This is a genomic window from Nocardioides scoriae, assembly GCF_900104965.1.
Classification (GTDB): domain Bacteria; phylum Actinomycetota; class Actinomycetes; order Propionibacteriales; family Nocardioidaceae; genus Marmoricola; species Marmoricola scoriae.
Genome location: NZ_LT629757.1, coordinates 726,203 through 743,322, shown reverse-complemented (window position 1 = coordinate 743,322; position 17,120 = coordinate 726,203). Strand labels below are relative to the sequence as shown.

21 protein-coding genes and 4 tRNA genes are annotated in these 17,120 nt (G+C 72.6%); 12 read left to right on the top strand and 13 right to left on the bottom strand.

Going from position 1 to position 17,120, the window contains the following annotated elements; all coding sequences use genetic code 11:
• Positions 1-6: 6 nt before the first annotated feature.
• The 8 genes from yajC to pgsA all read right to left on the bottom strand — a co-directional run bounded on the left by yajC (position 7) and on the right by pgsA (position 6,077).
• Positions 7-327: a preprotein translocase subunit YajC gene (yajC, locus tag BLU55_RS03585; RefSeq protein ID WP_157682715.1), complete on the bottom strand. Its 321-nt coding sequence runs from the start codon at positions 325-327 to the stop codon at positions 7-9.
• A gap of 141 nt (positions 328-468) precedes the next feature.
• Complete coding sequence (gene ruvB / locus BLU55_RS03580; protein ID WP_091726169.1) at positions 469-1,551, bottom strand: Holliday junction branch migration DNA helicase RuvB; 1,083 nt, start codon at positions 1,549-1,551, stop codon at positions 469-471.
• Positions 1,552-1,558: 7 nt separating this feature from the next.
• On the bottom strand, positions 1,559-2,170 hold the full coding sequence (gene ruvA, locus BLU55_RS03575) for a Holliday junction branch migration protein RuvA (protein ID WP_091726166.1): 612 nt from the start codon (positions 2,168-2,170) through the stop codon (positions 1,559-1,561).
• Positions 2,167-2,754, bottom strand: coding sequence for a crossover junction endodeoxyribonuclease RuvC (gene ruvC, locus BLU55_RS03570; RefSeq protein WP_091726163.1), 588 nt, complete (start codon positions 2,752-2,754; stop codon positions 2,167-2,169). Before ruvC ends, ruvA begins: the two co-directional genes overlap by 4 nt.
• Before the next feature lie 109 nt (positions 2,755-2,863).
• Positions 2,864-3,628 carry a YebC/PmpR family DNA-binding transcriptional regulator gene (locus tag BLU55_RS03565; protein ID WP_091726160.1) on the bottom strand — a complete coding sequence of 255 codons (765 nt, stop codon included), beginning with the start codon at positions 3,626-3,628 and terminating at the stop codon, positions 2,864-2,866.
• A 34-nt stretch (positions 3,629-3,662) separates the two neighbouring features.
• Positions 3,663-4,286, bottom strand: a complete 624-nt coding sequence (pdxT, locus tag BLU55_RS03560; protein WP_091726158.1) for a pyridoxal 5'-phosphate synthase glutaminase subunit PdxT — start codon at positions 4,284-4,286, stop codon at positions 3,663-3,665.
• Positions 4,287-4,476: 190 nt separating this feature from the next.
• Positions 4,477-5,409 (bottom strand): pyridoxal 5'-phosphate synthase lyase subunit PdxS, encoded by a 933-nt coding sequence (pdxS, locus tag BLU55_RS03555; RefSeq protein ID WP_091726155.1) that lies wholly within the window; start codon positions 5,407-5,409, stop codon positions 4,477-4,479.
• 32 nt (positions 5,410-5,441) lie between these two features.
• Positions 5,442-6,077 (bottom strand): phosphatidylinositol phosphate synthase, encoded by a 636-nt coding sequence (gene pgsA / locus BLU55_RS03550; RefSeq protein ID WP_091726151.1) that lies wholly within the window; start codon positions 6,075-6,077, stop codon positions 5,442-5,444.
• 98 nt (positions 6,078-6,175) lie between these two features.
• Between pgsA and BLU55_RS19600 the strand changes: the two genes are divergently transcribed.
• Positions 6,176-6,313 carry a hypothetical protein gene (locus BLU55_RS19600; RefSeq protein ID WP_091726148.1) on the top strand — a complete coding sequence of 46 codons (138 nt, stop codon included), beginning with the start codon at positions 6,176-6,178 and terminating at the stop codon, positions 6,311-6,313.
• A gap of 16 nt (positions 6,314-6,329) precedes the next feature.
• On the opposite strand, the gene BLU55_RS03540 is transcribed toward BLU55_RS19600, so the two are convergent.
• From BLU55_RS03540 to BLU55_RS03530, 3 genes are all read right to left on the bottom strand, one after another.
• Positions 6,330-6,875 carry an HIT family protein gene (locus BLU55_RS03540; RefSeq protein ID WP_231917031.1) on the bottom strand — a complete coding sequence of 182 codons (546 nt, stop codon included), beginning with the start codon at positions 6,873-6,875 and terminating at the stop codon, positions 6,330-6,332.
• A gap of 2 nt (positions 6,876-6,877) precedes the next feature.
• Positions 6,878-8,878 (bottom strand): threonine--tRNA ligase, encoded by a 2,001-nt coding sequence (gene thrS / locus BLU55_RS03535; protein WP_091726145.1) that lies wholly within the window; start codon positions 8,876-8,878, stop codon positions 6,878-6,880.
• A gap of 109 nt (positions 8,879-8,987) precedes the next feature.
• Positions 8,988-9,059 (bottom strand) — tRNA-Val (locus BLU55_RS03530).
• Positions 9,060-9,421: 362 nt separating this feature from the next.
• On the opposite strand from BLU55_RS03530, the gene BLU55_RS03525 reads away from it, so the two are divergent.
• Complete coding sequence (locus BLU55_RS03525; protein ID WP_157682714.1) at positions 9,422-9,847, top strand: SsgA family sporulation/cell division regulator; 426 nt, start codon at positions 9,422-9,424, stop codon at positions 9,845-9,847.
• 122 nt (positions 9,848-9,969) lie between these two features.
• On the opposite strand, the gene BLU55_RS03520 is transcribed toward BLU55_RS03525, so the two are convergent.
• A complete protein-coding gene (locus BLU55_RS03520) occupies positions 9,970-10,794 on the bottom strand; it encodes an aminotransferase class IV (protein WP_091726139.1) in 825 nt (274 codons plus the stop codon).
• Positions 10,795-10,965: 171 nt separating this feature from the next.
• Between BLU55_RS03520 and BLU55_RS03515 the strand changes: the two genes are divergently transcribed.
• The 4 genes from BLU55_RS03515 (at position 10,966) to BLU55_RS03500 (ending at position 11,908) form a co-directional block, all read left to right on the top strand.
• Positions 10,966-11,038 (top strand) — tRNA-Gly (locus BLU55_RS03515).
• Between the two features lie 38 nt (positions 11,039-11,076).
• A tRNA-Cys gene (locus BLU55_RS03510) sits at positions 11,077-11,147 on the top strand.
• A gap of 18 nt (positions 11,148-11,165) precedes the next feature.
• A tRNA-Val gene (locus tag BLU55_RS03505) sits at positions 11,166-11,240 on the top strand.
• A gap of 461 nt (positions 11,241-11,701) precedes the next feature.
• Positions 11,702-11,908 carry a hypothetical protein gene (locus BLU55_RS03500; RefSeq protein WP_157682713.1) on the top strand — a complete coding sequence of 69 codons (207 nt, stop codon included), beginning with the start codon at positions 11,702-11,704 and terminating at the stop codon, positions 11,906-11,908.
• On the opposite strand, the gene BLU55_RS03495 is transcribed toward BLU55_RS03500, so the two are convergent.
• A complete protein-coding gene (locus BLU55_RS03495; protein WP_091726134.1) occupies positions 11,905-12,717 on the bottom strand; it encodes a class I SAM-dependent methyltransferase in 813 nt (270 codons plus the stop codon). The two genes, BLU55_RS03500 and BLU55_RS03495, sit on opposite strands and share 4 nt — an antisense overlap.
• A 261-nt stretch (positions 12,718-12,978) precedes the next feature.
• Between BLU55_RS03495 and BLU55_RS19335 the strand changes: the two genes are divergently transcribed.
• From BLU55_RS19335 to BLU55_RS03470, 6 genes are all read left to right on the top strand, one after another.
• On the top strand, positions 12,979-13,134 hold the full coding sequence (locus BLU55_RS19335; RefSeq protein WP_157682712.1) for a hypothetical protein: 156 nt from the start codon (positions 12,979-12,981) through the stop codon (positions 13,132-13,134).
• A 203-nt stretch (positions 13,135-13,337) separates the two neighbouring features.
• The gene (locus tag BLU55_RS03490) at positions 13,338-13,733 is read left to right on the top strand and encodes a TOBE domain-containing protein (protein ID WP_456237706.1); all 396 of its coding nucleotides are present in this window, start codon (positions 13,338-13,340) and stop codon (positions 13,731-13,733) included.
• A complete protein-coding gene (gene modA, locus BLU55_RS03485) occupies positions 13,730-14,524 on the top strand; it encodes a molybdate ABC transporter substrate-binding protein (RefSeq protein ID WP_091726129.1) in 795 nt (264 codons plus the stop codon). The genes BLU55_RS03490 and modA overlap by 4 nt, the downstream gene beginning before the upstream one ends.
• A 19-nt stretch (positions 14,525-14,543) precedes the next feature.
• Positions 14,544-15,332, top strand: coding sequence for an ABC transporter permease (locus BLU55_RS03480; protein ID WP_091726126.1), 789 nt, complete (start codon positions 14,544-14,546; stop codon positions 15,330-15,332).
• The gene (locus tag BLU55_RS03475; RefSeq protein ID WP_091726124.1) at positions 15,329-16,372 is read left to right on the top strand and encodes a sulfate/molybdate ABC transporter ATP-binding protein; all 1,044 of its coding nucleotides are present in this window, start codon (positions 15,329-15,331) and stop codon (positions 16,370-16,372) included. The genes BLU55_RS03480 and BLU55_RS03475 overlap by 4 nt, the downstream gene beginning before the upstream one ends.
• A gap of 145 nt (positions 16,373-16,517) precedes the next feature.
• A complete protein-coding gene (locus tag BLU55_RS03470; protein ID WP_091726121.1) occupies positions 16,518-16,985 on the top strand; it encodes a hypothetical protein in 468 nt (155 codons plus the stop codon).
• Positions 16,986-17,120: the final 135 nt, after the last annotated feature.

Here is a 17,120-nt window from a genome sequence, read left to right as displayed (position 1 = left end):
GTCTCCTCAGTCCTGCGTGGGGGCGGGGGGCGTGCTGCCGGTGCCGGGCTCGCGCGGCTCGTCGGGCAGCTCGTCGACGCGGCGCACGACCACCTGGCGGGCCACCGTGATGACGGTGCCGGGAGCGATCTCGATCTCGGCGCGTGCGTCGGACAACGAACGGACCGTGCCGAAGATCCCCGCGGACAGGACGACCTCCTGGCCGACCTGCAGCTCGTCCTGGAGCTGGGCGACCTTGCGCTGCTGCACGCGCGCGGGCCGCATCACGATGAACCAGAAGGCCGCGAGCGCCACCACGATCACGAACAGCTGTGCTTCCGGTGGCACGACGACACCAACTCCAGGGGTGGGGGAACGAGGTCCGGTGGGTGTCCTGGACTGCGGGAGCACCCGGGGCAACCCGCCCTCGGGAGCCCGCGGCCGTAGCCGCCGGGACACCGACGAGGCAGTGTAACCGGGCCGAACCGGTCAGTCGTGGTCCGGCTCGAACAGCAGGGTGTCGGGGCCGTACGCCGCCGGGGCCGCCAGTCCCAGGTGCTCCCACGCCGCCCGGGTCGCGACCCGACCGCGCGGGGTCCGGGCCAGCAGGCCGAGACGGACGAGGAAGGGCTCGGCCACCTCCTCGACGGTCTCGCGCTCCTCCCCGACGGCCACGGCGAGCGTGCTCACGCCCACCGGTCCGCCGCCGAAGCGCCGGCACAGCACGTCCAGGACGCCGCGGTCGAGCCGGTCCAGGCCCGACTCGTCGACCTCGAACAGGTCGAGGGCCCGGCGGGCGATGTCGCGCGTGACCACGCCGTCGGCCCGGACCTGGGCGTAGTCGCGCACCCGCCGCAGCAGCCGGTTGGCGATGCGCGGCGTCCCGCGGGAGCGGCGCGAGATCTCCCCCGCCCCGTCGGACCCGAGCTCGACCTCGAGCAGGTCCGAGGAGCGCCGCACGATCTGCTCGAGGTCGGCGGGCTCGTAGAACTCCAGGTGGGCGGTGAAGCCGAAGCGGTCGCGCAGCGGTCCGGGCAGCAGCCCCGCGCGCGTCGTGGCGCCGACCAGGGTGAAGGGCGGGATCTCCAGCGGGATCGCGGTGGCGCCCGGGCCCTTGCCGATGATGACGTCGACCCGGAAGTCCTCCATGGCCATGTAGAGCATCTCCTCGGCCGGGCGCGACATCCGGTGGATCTCGTCGACGAAGAGCACGTCGCCCTCGTTGAGGCCCGAGAGGATCGCGGCCAGGTCGCCGGCGTGGGTGATCGCCGGCCCGCTCGTCAGCCGCAGCGGCGAGGACATCTCGGCGGCGATGATCATCGCCAGCGTGGTCTTGCCGAGGCCGGGCGGGCCGCTGAGCAGGACGTGGTCGGGCACCCGCTCACGGCGACGGGCGGCCTCGAGCAGCAGCGCGAGCTGCTCGCGGACCCGCTCCTGGCCGATCACCTCGGCGAGCGTGCGGGGCCGCAGCGCCGCCTCGACGACGCGCTCGTCGCCCTCGGCCTCCGCGGTGGTGAGCGAGCGGCCGGCGACGTACGCCGACTCGGCCGCGTCGAGCTGCGACTCGTCCATCACGCGCCTAGGCCTTGCTCAGGGCCCGCAGCGCGCTGCGCAGCAGCCGGGCGACGTCGGGCGAGGGCATCTGGTCGGCCTCGGGAGCGACCGCCTCGACGGCCCGGTCGGCCTCCTTGGCGCTCCAGCCCAGCCCGACCAGCCCGGCCTGCACCTGGGCCTGCCAGCCGGCGGAGGACGCGGTGGTGGTCGCGGGGGCGGCATCGGGCGCCGAGCCGGGAGCACCGATGCGGTCGCGCAGCTCGAGGATGATGCGCTGCGCGCCCTTGACGCCGATGCCGGGCACCGCGGTGAGCGTCTTGACGTCGTCGGAGGCGACGGCCCGGCGCAGCGTCTCGGGGCGGTGCACGGCGAGCATCGCCTGGGCGAGCTTGGGCCCGACCCCGCTGGCCGTCTGCACCAGCTCGAACATCTGCTTCTCGTCCTCGTCGGCGAAGCCGAACAGGGTCAGCGAGTCCTCCCGCACCACCATGCTCGTGGGCAGCGAGGCCTCCGCCCCCAGGCGCAGGCCGGCGATGGTGTCGGGGGTGCAGTGCAGCTCCAGGCCGACGCCCCCCACCTCCAGCACGGTCGAGGTGAGGCCGACGGCGGCCACGCGGCCGCGGACGAAGGCGATCATCGCGGGATCCTTCCGGGAGTGCTCCGGGGGGAGCGGGTCGGGGGGCGGGGCGCGGTGGTCCGGGCGGCCGGGCCGCCGTGCTTGGCCACGGCGGCGGCGAGCCGGTCCGAGGCCCCGCCGCGCCAGACGTGGCAGATGGCCAGGGCCAGCGAGTCGGCGGCGTCGGCGGGCTTGGGCACCGCGTCGAGGCGCAGCAGCCGCGCCACCATCGCGCCGACCTGGGCCTTGTCGGCCCGGCCGTTGCCGGTGACGGCGGCCTTGACCTCGCTGGGCGTGTGCAGCGCGACGGGCAGGCCCCGACGGGCGGCGACGAGCAGGGCCACGCCGCTGGCCTGGGCGGTGCCCATGACCGTGCTGACGTCGCTGCGGCTGAAGACGCGCTCCACGGCCACCGCGTCGGGCCGGGTCCGGTCGAGCCACTCGTCGAGGCCCACCTCGAGCAGGCGCAGCCGGTCGGCGACGAACAGCTCCGAGGAGGTGCGCACCACCCCGACGTCGACCAGCGTCAGCGGCCGCCCGATCGAGCCCTCCACGACCCCCACGCCGCAGCGGGTGAGGCCGGGGTCGATCCCGAGGACCCGCATGGAGGCTCCTGACGTCGTCCGAACACGTGTTCGCACCCACGCTAGCCGGGAGCGCGCCCCGCGACGGTCAGCGACACGGAGCCCCACGAGCCCGGAGCCGGGCGGGACCTCAGGCGTCGACGGTGGCCATCACGTCGTCGGAGACGTCGAAGTTGGCGAACACGTTCTGCACGTCGTCGAGGTCCTCGAGCGCCTCGAGCAGGCGGAACACCTTGCCGGCGCCGTCGGCGTCGAGCTCGACCTGCATGCTCGGGACGAACGACGCCTCGGCGGAGTCGTAGTCGATGCCGGCCGACTGCAGCGCGGAGCGCACGTCGACCAGGTCGGTGGCCTCGCTCACGACCTCGAAGGACTCCCCCAGGTCGTTGACGTCCTCGGCACCGGCCTCCAGCGTGGCCTCGAGCACGTCGTCCTCGGAGACCTGCTTGCCGTCCTGGTCGACCGGGACGATGACGACGCCCTTGCGGTTGAACATGTAGGACACCGACCCCGGGTCGGCCAGCGAGCCGCCGTTGCGGGTCATCGCGGTGCGGACCTCCATCGCGGCGCGGTTCTTGTTGTCGGTGAGGCACTCGACCAGGAACGCCACGCCGTTGGGGCCGTAGCCCTCGTACATGATCGTGCTGTAGTCGGCGCCCCCCGCCTCGGCGCCGGAGCCGCGCTTGACGGCGCGGTCGATGTTGTCGTTGGGCACCGAGGACTTCTTCGCCTTCTGGATGGCGTCGTAGAGCGTCGGGTTGCCGGAGATGTCACCGCCGCCCATGCGCGCGGCGACCTCGATGTTCTTGATCAGCTTGGCGAACATCTTGCCGCGCCGGGCGTCGATGACGGCCTTCTTGTGCTTGGTCGTGGCCCACTTGGAGTGACCGGACATCCGTCCACCTTTCGTCGCGTTCTGCCCGGCAGGTTCAGGAACGTGCCGGCACCAGGTCGCGGAAGAGCCGGTGGACGCGGTCGTCCCCACCCATCTCCGGGTGGAACGACGTCGCCAGCAGCGGGCCCTGCCGAACCGCGACCACCCTACCCGCGGCGGGACCGTGGCCCACACGCGCGAGCACCTCGACGTCCGGCCCGACCTCCTCGACCCACGGCGCCCGGATGAAGACCGCCGGCACCGGGCCCTCGACGCCGGCCACCTCCACGACGTCCTCGCAGGAGTCGACCTGGCGACCGAAGGCGTTGCGGCGCACCGTGACGTCGAGGCCCCCGAGGGTCTCCTGGCCCGGCGCGGCGTCGAGCACGCGGTCGGCCAGCAGGATCATCCCGGCGCAGGTGCCCAGCACCGGCAGGCCGTCGGCGATCGCGGCGCGCAGCGGCTCGAGCAGCCCGAAGGTCCGGGCCAGCTTGGCCATGGTCGTCGACTCGCCGCCCGGCAGCACCAGGGCGTCGCAGGTGGCGAGCTCGGCCGGACGGCGCACGGCCAGGGGGTCGCAGTCGAGCCGGGCCAGCGTGGCCAGGTGCTCGCGGACGTCGCCCTGCAGGGCCAGGACGCCGATGCGGGGTCGGGACGGGGAGAGGGGTCCGGCGGGCACCGGGAGAACCTACGGCAGGCGCGGAGGGCGTCGTCCGCCGGACCGGGTCCCGACGTGGCGCCTCCCCCGCGGTGGCGCCACGCCGGGACGTCCAGGGTGATCGCGTCCCGTGCGATCTGTGACAACTATGGCGCACAGCGCGACCACAGGCGTCATTTTTCGGGCAAACACCCCAAAACGAGTCTCGAGATCACCAACCGCGCTCGGCGAGGCGGTGCGGCTCGGGCAGGTCGGCCACGTTGATGCCCACCATGGCCTCGCCCAGCCCGCGGCTGACCTTGGCGACCATGTCGGGGTCGTCGTGGAAGGTCGTCGCCTTGACGATGGCCTCGGCGCGCTCGGCGGGGTTGCCCGACTTGAAGATGCCGGAGCCGACGAAGACGCCCTGGGCGCCCAGCTGCATCATCATCGCGGCGTCCGCCGGGGTGGCGATGCCGCCCGCGGTGAAGAGCACGACCGGGAGGGCACCGGTCTCGGCGACCTCGCGGACCAGCTCGTACGGCGCCTGCAGGTCCTTCGCCGCGAGGTAGAGCTCGTCGTGGCCCAGCGCCGCGAGCCGACGGATCTCGCCGCCGATCGTGCGCATGTGCTGCACGGCGTTGCTGACGTCGCCGGTGCCGGCCTCGCCCTTGGAGCGGATCATGGCCGCCCCCTCGGTGATGCGGCGCAGCGCCTCGCCGAGGTTGGTGGCGCCGCACACGAAGGGGGCGGTGAACTGCCACTTGTCGATGTGGTGGGCGTAGTCGGCCGGGGTCAGCACCTCGGACTCGTCGATGTAGTCGACCCCGAGGCTCTGCAGGACCTGCGCCTCGGCGAAGTGGCCGATCCGGGCCTTGGCCATCACGGGGATCGAGACCGCGGCGATGATGCCGTCGATCATGTCGGGGTCGCTCATCCGGGCGACGCCGCCCTGGGCGCGGATGTCGGCGGGGACGCGCTCGAGCGCCATCACGGCGACGGCTCCGGCGTCCTCGGCGATCTTGGCCTGCTCGGGCGTGACGACGTCCATGATGACGCCGCCCTTCAGCATCTCGGCCATGCCGCGCTTGACGGCGGCGGTGCCGGTGGTCCCGGTCGTCGCGGCGGACGGGCTGCTGCTGGGGGTGCTGGTGCTCTCGCTCATGGCTGCAGGGTACGGCGACCCCGCGGTCGGCCTCAGGGCGCCTCGGCGCGGCCCTCCCGCTCGGCGGCCAGGGCCTGCCGGCGCACCATCAGCACCCGCCTCACGACGGTCTCGGTGTTGGCCAGCGCCAGCGCCCAGATCGTGAGGAGCATCAGCCACGGCTGGTCGAACAGGGCCCCGAGGCCGGTCATCACGAGGATCGCGACCAGGCGGTCGGCGCGCTCCGCGATGCCGCCCTTGGCCTGCATGCCGAGCGACTCGGCGCGCGCCCGGGCGTAGGAGGTGACCGCCCCCATGACGAGGCAGTAGAGCGTCAGGCACGTGTAGAGGTAGCTGTCGCCGGGGCCCGCGAAGTAGAGCACCAGCCCGCCGAAGATGGCGCCGTCGCCGATGCGGTCGAGCGTGGAGTCGAAGAAGGCGCCGAAGGCCGAGCTGCGGCCGGTCTTGCGCGCCATCGCACCGTCGACGAGGTCGCTGAAGACGAAGGCGGTGATCACCAGCACGCCCGTCAGCAGCATCCCCTGGGGGAAGAAGACCAGCGCACCGGCAGACACGCCCAGGGTGCCGATCAGCGTCACCAGGTCGGGGCTGATCCCCCACCTGACGAAGAGGTCGACGATCGGCGCGAGCACCACGCCCTGCCAGAAGTTCTTGAACCGGTCCAACATCTCGGACGTGAGGCTACCGGTGGACACGCCCGGGGCCCGGCAGGGGCGTACGGTCGGGGCACGGAGCCACTCAGGCAATCCGATTCGAAGGACGCCACATGAGCGACAAGTCGCCGCGGCAGGGCATGACCAAGAAGACCGGCAAATCCATCAAGGAGAAGCGCGCCGACAAGCGTGGCGCCGCCGAGCAGACGACCCTGCTGGCCAAGGAAGAGGCCAAGGGCAAGAAGCGCTGAGCGCCGCCGGGACCGATCAGCCCGCTGGTCGGTCCCAGGCCTCGGCCAGCAGGTCGCGGGTGTCCTCGAGCAGCTGCGGCAGCGTCTTGGTGCCGCCCACCACGGTGATGAAGTTGGCGTCGCCGGACCAGCGCGGCACCACGTGCTGGTGCAGGTGCTGCGAGAGCGAGCCCCCGGCGACGCCGCCGAGGTTGAGCCCGACGTTGAAGGCGTGCGGCCCGCTGACCGCGCGCAGCACGCGCACGGCCTGCTGGGTCATCGCCATCAGCTCGCCGACCTCGTCGGCGTCGAGGTCCTCGAGGTCGGCCACGTGGCGCAGCGGCAGCACCATCAGGTGGCCCGGGTTGTAGGGGTGCAGGTTGAGCACGGCGAAGCACCGCTCCCCCGTCGCCACGACCAGGCTCTCGCGCACCGGCAGGTCGGCCATCGCGCAGAACGGGCAGCCGTCGTCGGTGGGGCGGGCGGGCGCGACGTACGCCATCCGGTGCGGGGTCCAGAGCCGGTCGAAGCCCTCGAACCCCTCGCGCGCCTGCCCTCCGGGGCCACGGGGGGTCGCGGCCACGCTCAGACCTGCTCGCGCGCGGTGACCGCCTGCAGCACGCGGGCGATCGCCTCGTCGACGGGCACGCCGTTGTCCTGGCGGCCGTCGCGGTAGCGGAAGCTGACCGCCCCCGCCTCGACGTCCTGGTCGCCGGCGATGACCATGAACGGCACCTTCTGCAGCTGGGCGTTGCGGATCTTCTTCTGCATCCGGTCGTCGGAGTGGTCCACCTCGACCCGCAGCCCCTGCAGCTTCATCCGGCGCGCGACGTCGGCGAGGTAGTCGCCGTGGCGCTCCGCGATCGGGATCCCGGCCACCTGCACGGGCGCGAGCCAGGGCGGGAAGGCGCCGGCGTAGTGCTCCACGAGCACGCCCACGAACCGCTCGATGGAGCCGAACTTGGCCGAGTGGATCATCACGGGCTGCTGGCGGCTGCCGTCGGCGGCCTGGTAGGTCAGCTCGAAGCCGCGGGGCTGGTTGAAGTCGTACTGGATGGTCGACATCTGCCAGGTGCGGCCGATCGCGTCACGCGCCTGCACCGACACCTTGGGGCCGTAGAACGCCGCGCCGCCCGGGTCGGGCACCAGCTCGAGGCCGGACTCGGTGCACACCCGCTCCAGCACGGCCGTGGCCTCGGCCCAGTCGTCGTCGCTGCCGACGAACTTGTCGGGCTTGGAGTCGTCGCGGGTCGACAGCTCGAGGTAGAAGTCGTCGAGACCGAAGTCGCGGAGCAGGCCGAGCACGAAGTCGAGCAGGTGCTTGATCTCGCCGGGCGCCTGCTCGGGGGTGACGTAGGAGTGCGAGTCGTCCTGGGCGAAGCCGCGCACGCGCGTCAGGCCGTGGATCACCCCGGACTTCTCGTTGCGGTAGACGTGGCCGAACTCGAACAGCCGCAGCGGCAGCTCGCGGTAGGACCGCCCCCGCGACCGGAAGATGAGGTTGTGCATGGGGCAGTTCATGGCCTTGAGGTAGTACCTCGCCCCCTCCATCTCCATGGGCGGGAACATGCCGTCCGCGTAGTAGGGCAGGTGCCCCGAGAGCTGGAAGGTCTGCTCCTTGGAGATGTGGGGCGTGCCGACGTAGTCGAAGCCCTCCTCGATGTGCCGCTGGCGGACGTAGTCCTCCATGACCCGCTTGATCACCCCGCCCTTGGGGTGGAAGACGGGCAGGCCCGAGCCGATCTCGTCGGGGAAGCTGAACAGGTCGAGGTCGCGCCCGAGCCGCCGGTGGTCGCGCCGCTCCGCCTCCTCGATGCGGTGCAGGTGCGCCTCGAGCGCCTCCTTGCTCTCCCAGGCGGTGCCGTAGATCCGCTGCAGCTGCTTGTTCTTCTCGTCCCCGCGCCAGTACGCCGCGGCGGAGCGCATCAGCTTGAACGCCGGGATCCGCTTCGTCGTGGGCAGGTGGGGCCCGCGGCACAGGTCCTTCCACGCGACGTCGCCCGAGCGACCGAGGTTGTCGTAGATGGTCAGCTCGCCGGCACCGACCTCCGCGTCGGCGCCCTCGGCCGCCTCGCCCGCGGCGCCCTTGAGCCCGATCAGCTCGAGCTTGTAGGGCTCGTCGGCGAGCTCGGCCCGCGCGTCGTCGTCGGAGACCGCGCGGCGCGAGAAGCGCTGGTTGTCCTTGATGATCTTGCGCATCCGGGACTCGATCTTGACGAGGTCCTCGGGCACGAAGGGCGTCTCGACGTCGAAGTCGTAGTAGAAGCCGTTCTCGATCGGCGGGCCGATGCCGAGCCGGGCCGACGGGAACAGGTCCTGGACGGCCTGGGCCATCACGTGGGCCGTGGAGTGGCGCAGCACGTCGTGGCCGTCGCGGCTGTCGATGAGGACCGACTCGACGACGTCGCCGTCGGCGAGCTCGTGGGCGAGGTCGCGCAGCGCGGGCTCGCCGTCGGCGCCCGAGGAGACCCGCGCGGCGATCACGTCGGGGTCGTCGCGGAACAGCTCCCAGGCCTTGGTGCCGGCGGTGACCGTCCGGTCCTCACGCGCGTCGGCGTGGACGAGGACGACCTTGATGTCGGACACAACAGCTCCTGGGGCAGGCGGCGTACGGGACCCGAGGATCGTATCGGCGACCTGCCACTGCTTTCCCACCGGACAGCGGGCCCGAGCAGAGCCGGGGAGGAAGTCTGGGTGGGCGATACTGGGTTCGAACCAGTGACCTCTTCGGTGTGAACGAAGCGCGCTACCACTGCGCCAATCGCCCGTCACGGTCGGCTCTCACGAGCCGCACGACGGTGCAGCCGCCGGAGCCGCTGCGCCGCACACGCTATCGCACCTGCAGGGGCACTCACGAACGGGGTGTCACCGACACGTTCGGCGAAGCTTGCCCCACCTCGTCCGTAACGCCCTATTTACGAGACCGCCAGTCTCCTGTTCCACCTGACTAGACCAATGCACTACGAACTTAGACCAGTAGGGGAAAACGTGTAGACCACTAGGGGGACAAAACGGATATATCGGGAGTTCGACTGCCGACGAGGCTCGGAAGTCGGCACAGTTCTCTCATCGCGTGGAGGGCGCGAAGGGGCACCACGGATGGAGCCCTCATCGACCAAGGGGACCAAGATGAAGCAGACCAAGACCGCTCAGATCATCACCGAGAGCGTCGCGCTCGAGTTCGTCGACCCGCAGGGGGACACGACCGAGCTCGAGGCCGACCTGGTCTTCGACCCGGCCGACCCGTTCGCGGTGACCATGGTGTTCCGCACCGGTGCCCAGGAGGTCCACTGGACCTTCGGTCGCGAGCTGCTGGTCGAGGGTCTCTACGAGCCCACCGGTGACGGCGACGTCCACGTGTGGCCCTGCCTCAGCTCCAACGGTTCCGCGGTCGTCATCGTCGAGCTCTGCTCCCCCGACGGCGAGCTGCTCGTGCAGGCCAGCAGCCGCGCGGTCAACCAGTTCGTCAACCGGATGCTCGCCTCCGTGCCGGACGGCCAGGAGAGCGCGTTCGTCGACTTCGACTCCGAGCTGGCCCGCATCCTCGCCAGCTGACGCAGCGGGCCGACCCCGGTCGGCCCGCTCCCTTCGCTCCACCGGACGGCACGACGCCCCAGGCGTCGTGCCGTTCGTCGTCCCCCCGGGGTCCGGGACCCGGTCGTCCAGGGGGTCGCGGCTCAGGGGTCGGCCTGCTCGGCCTCGCGCGCGGTCCAGGTGCGCTGCAGGGCCCGCGTGACCGGCCCGGGGGCCTCGAGGTCGCGCTCGCCGTAGCGGCGCACGCCCTGGACGTCGCGGGTCGTGGACATCAGGAAGATCTCCTCGGCCCGGTCGAGCACCTCCACCGGCTCGTCGACCTCGACGACGTCGGGGGCCCACTCCAGCAGCAGCCCGCGGGTCACGCCCGCCAGGCAGCCCGAGCCGAGGGTGGGCGTGCGGACCTGCCCGTCGACGACGTAGCCGATGTTGGAGCCCGTCCCCTCGCAGACGTGCCCGGCGAGGTTGGCGAACAGCGCCTCGGTCGCGTCGTGGCGCTGGGCCTCGGCGAGGGCGACCACGTTCTCGGCGTACGACGTGGACTTGACGCCGGCGAGCGCCCCCCGCTCGTTGCGGGGCCACGGGACCAGGTGCAGCGCCGTCGTCGCGGGAGCGGGGTCCATGGCGGCGGCCACGACGACGAGCGTGGGAGCGGCCGCCCCGCGACCGGACCCCAGGGGTGCCGGACCGCCGGTGAAGGTGATCCGCAGCCGGCCGAGCGCCAGCGGCTCGGGGTCCAGCACGGCCGCCACCCCGCGGCGCACGTCGTCGAGGTCGGGGGCGGGCAGCCCCAGCGCCTCGGCGGAGCGCAGCAGGCGCTCCAGGTGGCGGGTGAGCGCGAAGGGCACTCCCCCGACGACCTTGACCGCCTCGAAGACCCCGTCCCCCACGGTCAGCCCGTGGTCGGAGACGACCACCGCCGGCGCCGTCGGATCGTCGAGGAGCTGACCGTTGACCCACACCTGCATGCGCCGACCCTAGTGGCGTACCCGTCCCTGACCTGCGGCGACAGACCGGGACGCACGGCCCGAAATGCCCCGATCGGTGGCGTTGTCACGCTGAGGTACCCCCCGATTTTGCGCCCCGGAGGTGTTCCGCTAATGTTTCGACCGCACCGCAGGGAAACCTACGGATCGCAAGCGGACGTAGCTCAGTTGGTAGAGCGCAACCTTGCCAAGGTTGAGGTCGCGAGTTCGAGCCTCGTCGTCCGCTCTGAGGGAACCCCGTCTGCCGGGAACCCCATGCAGCATGGTGGGTTGGCCGAGAGGCGAGGCAACGGACTGCAAATCCGTGAACACGGGTTCGAATCCCGTACCCACCTCGAGAACAGCACCACCCCGGGCGATTGGCGCAGTGGTAGCGCGCTTCCTTGACACGGAAGAGGTCACTGGTTCAAACCCAGTATCGCCCACCAAGCAGGTCAGGCCCCGTCACCCAGCACCTGGGAGGCGGGGCCTTGCTGCGTCCCGCAGACCGCTCCCCCGCCCCGGCGACCGGTGCGGCCGACGCTCCCCAGGAGCTCAGGACCAGCCGGACGACCAGCCCGACGAGCAGGACCGGCCCCGCAGCGACCAGCGCGATGACCGTCAGACCGGCCACGCCCACCTGCCCGCGTCCGCTGCCTCCCGGTCCGACGCCCGCCGCGTCGTGCACCCACAGGAGGAGATCCCGCCACCCCTGCCGTCGAGAGCCCCGCCGCCCGTCGCTGCAGCGGCCGGGCACCCCGGGTGCGCTCGGGGAGGCGCCGCCAGCGCTGCGGCGTCGGGATGAAGACCTCAGAAAGGTTGGAACTGCCCATTTCGGGCATACTCCAGCATGGTCACGCGGGACTACGAGGGATACCGGGCGGGAGAGCGCCCGGCGGTCGAGGTCTGCATGGGAGACGCCTGGTACTCCGGCGAGCTGCGCGCGTGGATCCGGCGGGCCGACACCTGGTGGGCGCACATCGACTACACCCTGCCCGACTCCACGACCCACGTGGTGACCGTCCCGAGCAGCAGGCTCCGGTCCGACGACCCGCGCGCCCACGACCCGGACACGCGGCGCGCGCAGCGGCCCCGGGGCGCGCCGTCGGAGGGCTAGCGCGCCAGGCCGATGCCGCAGCCGGGATACCAGTGACGGTCGGGCCGCTCCTGCCAGTAGGAGAAGGACCGCCCGCGCTGCTCGGCCCAGGTCATCAGGGCGTCGGTCGCGTGGGCGTTGTCGCTGAGCACGAGCGCCCCCGGCGCCAGCCGGGGCTCGACCGCCGCCAGCTCGGCGAGCTCGTGAGCGCGGGTGTGCAGGCTGTCGTGCAGGAACAGGTCGACGGGCGACGACTCCTCGCCCAGCAGCGCGAGGCTGTCGCCCAACCTCCGCTCCACCACCCCCGCGTACCGGTCCGTGACCAGGTAGCCGGACTCGGCATTGACGTCGATGGTGGTCAGTCGACCGGTGCCGTTGCGCAGCAGCGCCGCCGCGAGCACCACCGATCCCAACCCCTTGTCCGTCCCGGTCTCGACGACGTGGTTCGGCCTCGTGGCGCGGACGAGGGCGTACCAGCCGAGCCTGCGACCGAACCTGACCTCGCTGTCGGCGAGGCCGCGGCGGTCGCTCTCCTGCGTCATCGTCCGGACGTGCCGCACGAGGTCGTCGTCCTCCTCCAGCTCGCGGACGTAGGAGCGGACCTCGTCGACGGGCACGTCCGCGACTCCTGCCACCCACCACGAGAGGTGCTCGCGGTTCAGCGGCTGCAGGTCGTAGGTGAAGTTGGTGTGCTCGCGCGACCGGGTCAGCCACCGGGCCGAGTCGGTCAGCACGCCGAGGTCGTGGCGTCCCACGACACGGATGCGGGTCGGAAGGGCCGCTGCTCGGGCGAACCTGCTGCTGGCCACGCGGCGGCGGAAGTCACCCATGCCGACCGACCCTAGCCGCGGAGGCACCCGCGGGGCCGGCTACGGGCTCGGCCTGGTGACGGCACACCGCGCGGGACGGGGGTCGATGCGCGGTGTGCCGCCTGCTGACGATTCAACTACTTGTGACGGACTCCCGCCACCGCGCACCACCGTCGGACTAGCCCGCCGGCGCGGACGGCTTGCGCGGCGGCCGCCGACCACCCGTACGTCCGACACGCCGGCCGATGGAGGACCGGACCCGCCACGGGGTACGGCACCCCCATGACCACCACACCCGCAGAACCCGTCCAGGACCCGAGCCAGCAGCCGATCATCCAGCCGGGCGAGGACCCCGGCGTGGCGCCCGACACCGACCCGGCGACCCAGCCGGTGCCCGACCCGAGCACCGTCCCGAGCGGCGAGCCGCAGCCGGCGTAACCCCTCGGCGTACCTCGCAGACGCGCGGACACAAGTCTCGCGTCGGGACCGATTCGTCCCCTCAGACCGGGGCGATCCGGACCCCTCGCAGAACTTGTGTCCGCGCGTCTGCGCCGTCGTACGACGGGATCGAGGGGGCAGGAGCGGACAGAGGGGTGGACAACGACCGCGGATGCTGCACTAGTGTCCTGTCCGTGCCGCACATGAGGATCAGGGACGCCGCGGTGTTCCTCGGCGTCAGCGACGACACCGTGCGACGGCTGGTCGAGGCCGGCACGCTGCCGGCGACGAGCGACGGGGCGGGCCGCAAGGTCATCGACGGCTACGAGCTGGCCCGGTTCGCCCGGGAGCAGTCGACGACGAGCCCCGACCCGCTGGGCGTGCACAGCTCGGCGCGCAACCGCTTCGTCGGCCTGGTCACCGACATCAAGCGCGACACCGTCATGGCCCAGGTCGAGCTGCAGTGCGGCCCGTTCCGGGTCGTGTCGCTGATGTCCAGCGAGGCGGTCGACGACCTCGACCTGCAGCTGGGCTCCGTGGCCGTCGCGGTCGTCAAGTCGACGACCGTCATCATCGAGACCCCCGAGGGAGCGTCATGAAGCGAATGATCGGTGCCGCAGCGGCAGCCCTGCTGGTGTGCACGAGCGCCGCGTGCGGATCCAGCGACTCCGGCAGCTCCGCCGACTCGGGCGACACGGGCGACAGCGGCTCGGGCACCACCACCCTCACCGTGTACGCCGCGGCGTCGCTCACCGACACCTTCACCGAGATCGGGAAGCAGTTCGAGGCCCGGAACGACGGCGTGAGCGTGAAGTTCAGCTTCGGCGGCTCCTCCGACCTGGTCGCCCAGATCCAGCAGGGCGCACCGGCCGACGTCTTCGCCTCGGCCGACACCGCCAACATGGACAAGGCCACCGGGGACGACCTCGTCGACGGGGACCCGGTCGACTTCGCGACCAACACGCTCGAGATCGCGGTGCCGCCGGACAACCCGGCCGGCATCTCCTCCCTCGACGACCTCACCGCGAGCGGGACCAAGGTCGTGCTGTGCGCCCCCGAGGTGCCGTGCGGTGCCGCGGCGGCGAAGGTCGAGGAGGCCGCCGGCATCGACATCTCCCCCGTCAGCGAGGAGCAGTCGGTGACCGACGTGCTCAACAAGGTGGAGACCGGGGAGGCCGACGCCGGCCTGGTCTACGTCACCGACGTCCAGGGGGCGGGCGAGGCGGTCGAGGGCATCACGTTCCCGGAGTCCGACGACGCCGTGAACACCTACCCGATCGCCGCGCTCACTGACAGCAAGGCGGGCGACCTGGCCAGCCGGTTTGTCGACTTCGTCACCGGCACCGAGGGCCAGCAGGTCCTCGCCGACGCCGGCTTCGGCAAGCCCTGACCGGAGGACGTCGCCCCGCATGCCACGCGCCACCCGCCAGGTCGGGCTGCCCACCTGGGTCTTCGCGCCGGCGGCGGTGGGCGGCGCGTTCGTCGTGCTGCCGCTGGTGGCGATGCTCACCCGCGTCGACGTCGGCGGGTTCGTCGGGCTGGTCACCTCCGAGTCGTCGGTGGCGGCGCTGCTGCTGAGCCTGCGGACCTCGGCGACCAGCACCCTGCTGTGCGTGGTCCTCGGGGTGCCGATGGCGATGGTGCTGGCGCGCACCGAGTTCCGCGGCCAGCAACTGGTGCGCTCCCTCGTGCTGCTCCCCCTCGTGCTGCCGCCGGTGGTGGGCGGCATCGCCCTGCTCTACACCTTCGGCCGGCGCGGGCTGCTCGGCGAGACGATCGACGTGCTCGGGCTGCAGATCGCGTTCTCGACCACGGCGGTCGTGATGGCCCAGACCTTCGTCGCGCTGCCGTTCCTCGTCGTCAGCCTCGAGGGCGCGCTGCGCACGGCGGGCGGGCGCTACGAGGCGGTGGCCTCGACCCTGGGCGCCACCCCGTCGACGGTGTTCCGGCGGGTGACCCTGCCGCTGGTGCTGCCGGGGCTGGTGTCGGGCGCGGTGCTGGCCTTCGCCCGGGCGCTGGGCGAGTTCGGCGCGACCATCACCTTCGCCGGCAGCCTGCAGGGCGTGACCCGCACCTTGCCGCTGGAGATCTACCTCCAGCGCGAGACCGACCCGGACGCGGCCGTGGCGCTGTCGCTGGTGCTCGTGGTCGTGGCCGTCCTGGTCATCGGCCTGGCCCGGGGCCGGGGCAACCTGTGAGCCTGGAGCTCGCCGCCACCGTCGCCGAGCGGGACCTCGACGTCTCGCTCTCCGTGGGCGACGGCGAGGTCGTGGCCCTGCTCGGGCCCAACGGCAGCGGGAAGTCGACGGCGCTGGGCCTGGTCGCCGGGCTCGTGCACGCCGACACGGGCGCGGCGACCCTCGACGGCCGCACCCTGTTCGACACGGCCCGACGCACCTGGACCGAGCCCCACCGCCGCGGGGTCGCGCTGCTGGCCCAGGAGCCGCTGCTGTTCCCCCACCTGAGCGCGCTCGACAACGTCGCGTTCGGCCCCCGCAGCCAGGGGCGCTCGCGCGCCGAGAGCCGCGACGCCGCCCGGTCCTGGCTGCGACGCGTCGACGCCGAGGCGTACGCCGCCCGCCGCCCCGCCCAGCTCTCCGGCGGCCAGGCGCAGCGGATCGCCGTCGCCCGCGCGCTGGCCGCCGACCCCCGCCTGCTGCTGCTCGACGAGCCGATGGCCGCCCTCGACGTCGACGTCGCCCCGGCCCTGCGCCAGGTGCTGCGCGACGTGCTCGCGGGTCGCTCCGCGGTGGTCGTGACCCACGACGTGCTCGACGCGCTGCTGCTGGCCGACCGGGCGGTGGTGCTGGAGGCCGGGCGGGTCGTCGAGGACGGCCCCACGGCCCAGGTCCTCTCGCGCCCGCGCAGCGCCTTCGCGGCCCGGATCGCGGGGCTCAACATGGTCCGGGGTCGCTGGCAGGGCCACACCGTGGTGCGGGAGGACGGCACCCGGGTGGAGGGCCACCCCCACGAGCCGCTCGCGGAGGGTGACGCGGTCGTGGCCGTCTTCCGGCCCAGCGCGGTGGCGATCTTCCGGACCCCGCCCGAGGGGTCGCCCCGCAACGTCGTCGAGGTGACCGTCACCGAGCTCGAGCCCATCGGCGACCAGGTCCGGGTGCGGGCCGCGCTGGCGAGCGCCGACGTCACGCCCGCGGCCGTGGCCGAGCTCGACCTGGCGCCCGGGGTGCGGGCCCACTTCGTCGTCAAGGCCAGCGAGGTCTCGGTCTACCGCCAGTGAGGGCACGCGGCCCGGCGCCACGAGACGCGGCTCACGCGCGCGGACCGGTGGCGCGGCGGCGTACGACGGGCCGCTGTGGGTACTCCCCCCTCGACACCACGCATCGGGCATTCCGGGCGTTCCCCTCCTGACCCAGGCGGCCGGCATGAGACTCACCAGTGCACGCAGCGAGGCCCTGCTGCTCGACCAGCTCACCACCTTCCTGCGGCAGCGGGTCCGCGACGAGGTCGGCTCCGGCAGCGCAGGCGGCACGGACGTCCGGCTCGACGAGCTGCGCACCCTGCGCCAGCTCCAGCTGGGCCACGCCGAGGCCCGGGCACACCCCGAGCGCCGCAGCAGCGTGATCGCCCGGTTCCGCCGGCTGGCGCTGCGCCACCGCACCCACCCCGACTTCGACGCGTCCTGGGCGATCGGCTCGCCCGACACCGTCGTCGCGGACGCCCTCGACCTGGTGGTGCGCCGCTGGCGCGTCGACCTGTCCACCGCGACGGCGCTGCTCACGGAGTTCGCCGAGGAGAACCGCACCGACCTCGTCGAGATAGCCGCCCAGGTCGTCGCGCTCTACCGCGAGGCCGAGGCTCCCGCCCGCGACGAGGACCTGCGGCCCGCCTAGTCCCGGACGCCCCCCCTCCGGACCCGCCCCGGACGTGCGCACGAACGTCATCGCGTCGCCGCGTCGATGTCATCCCGGCGCCATCTCTCAATGTAGACTGAACCGCTGCACTTTGGCCCGCTCCGGGGCCGGGAC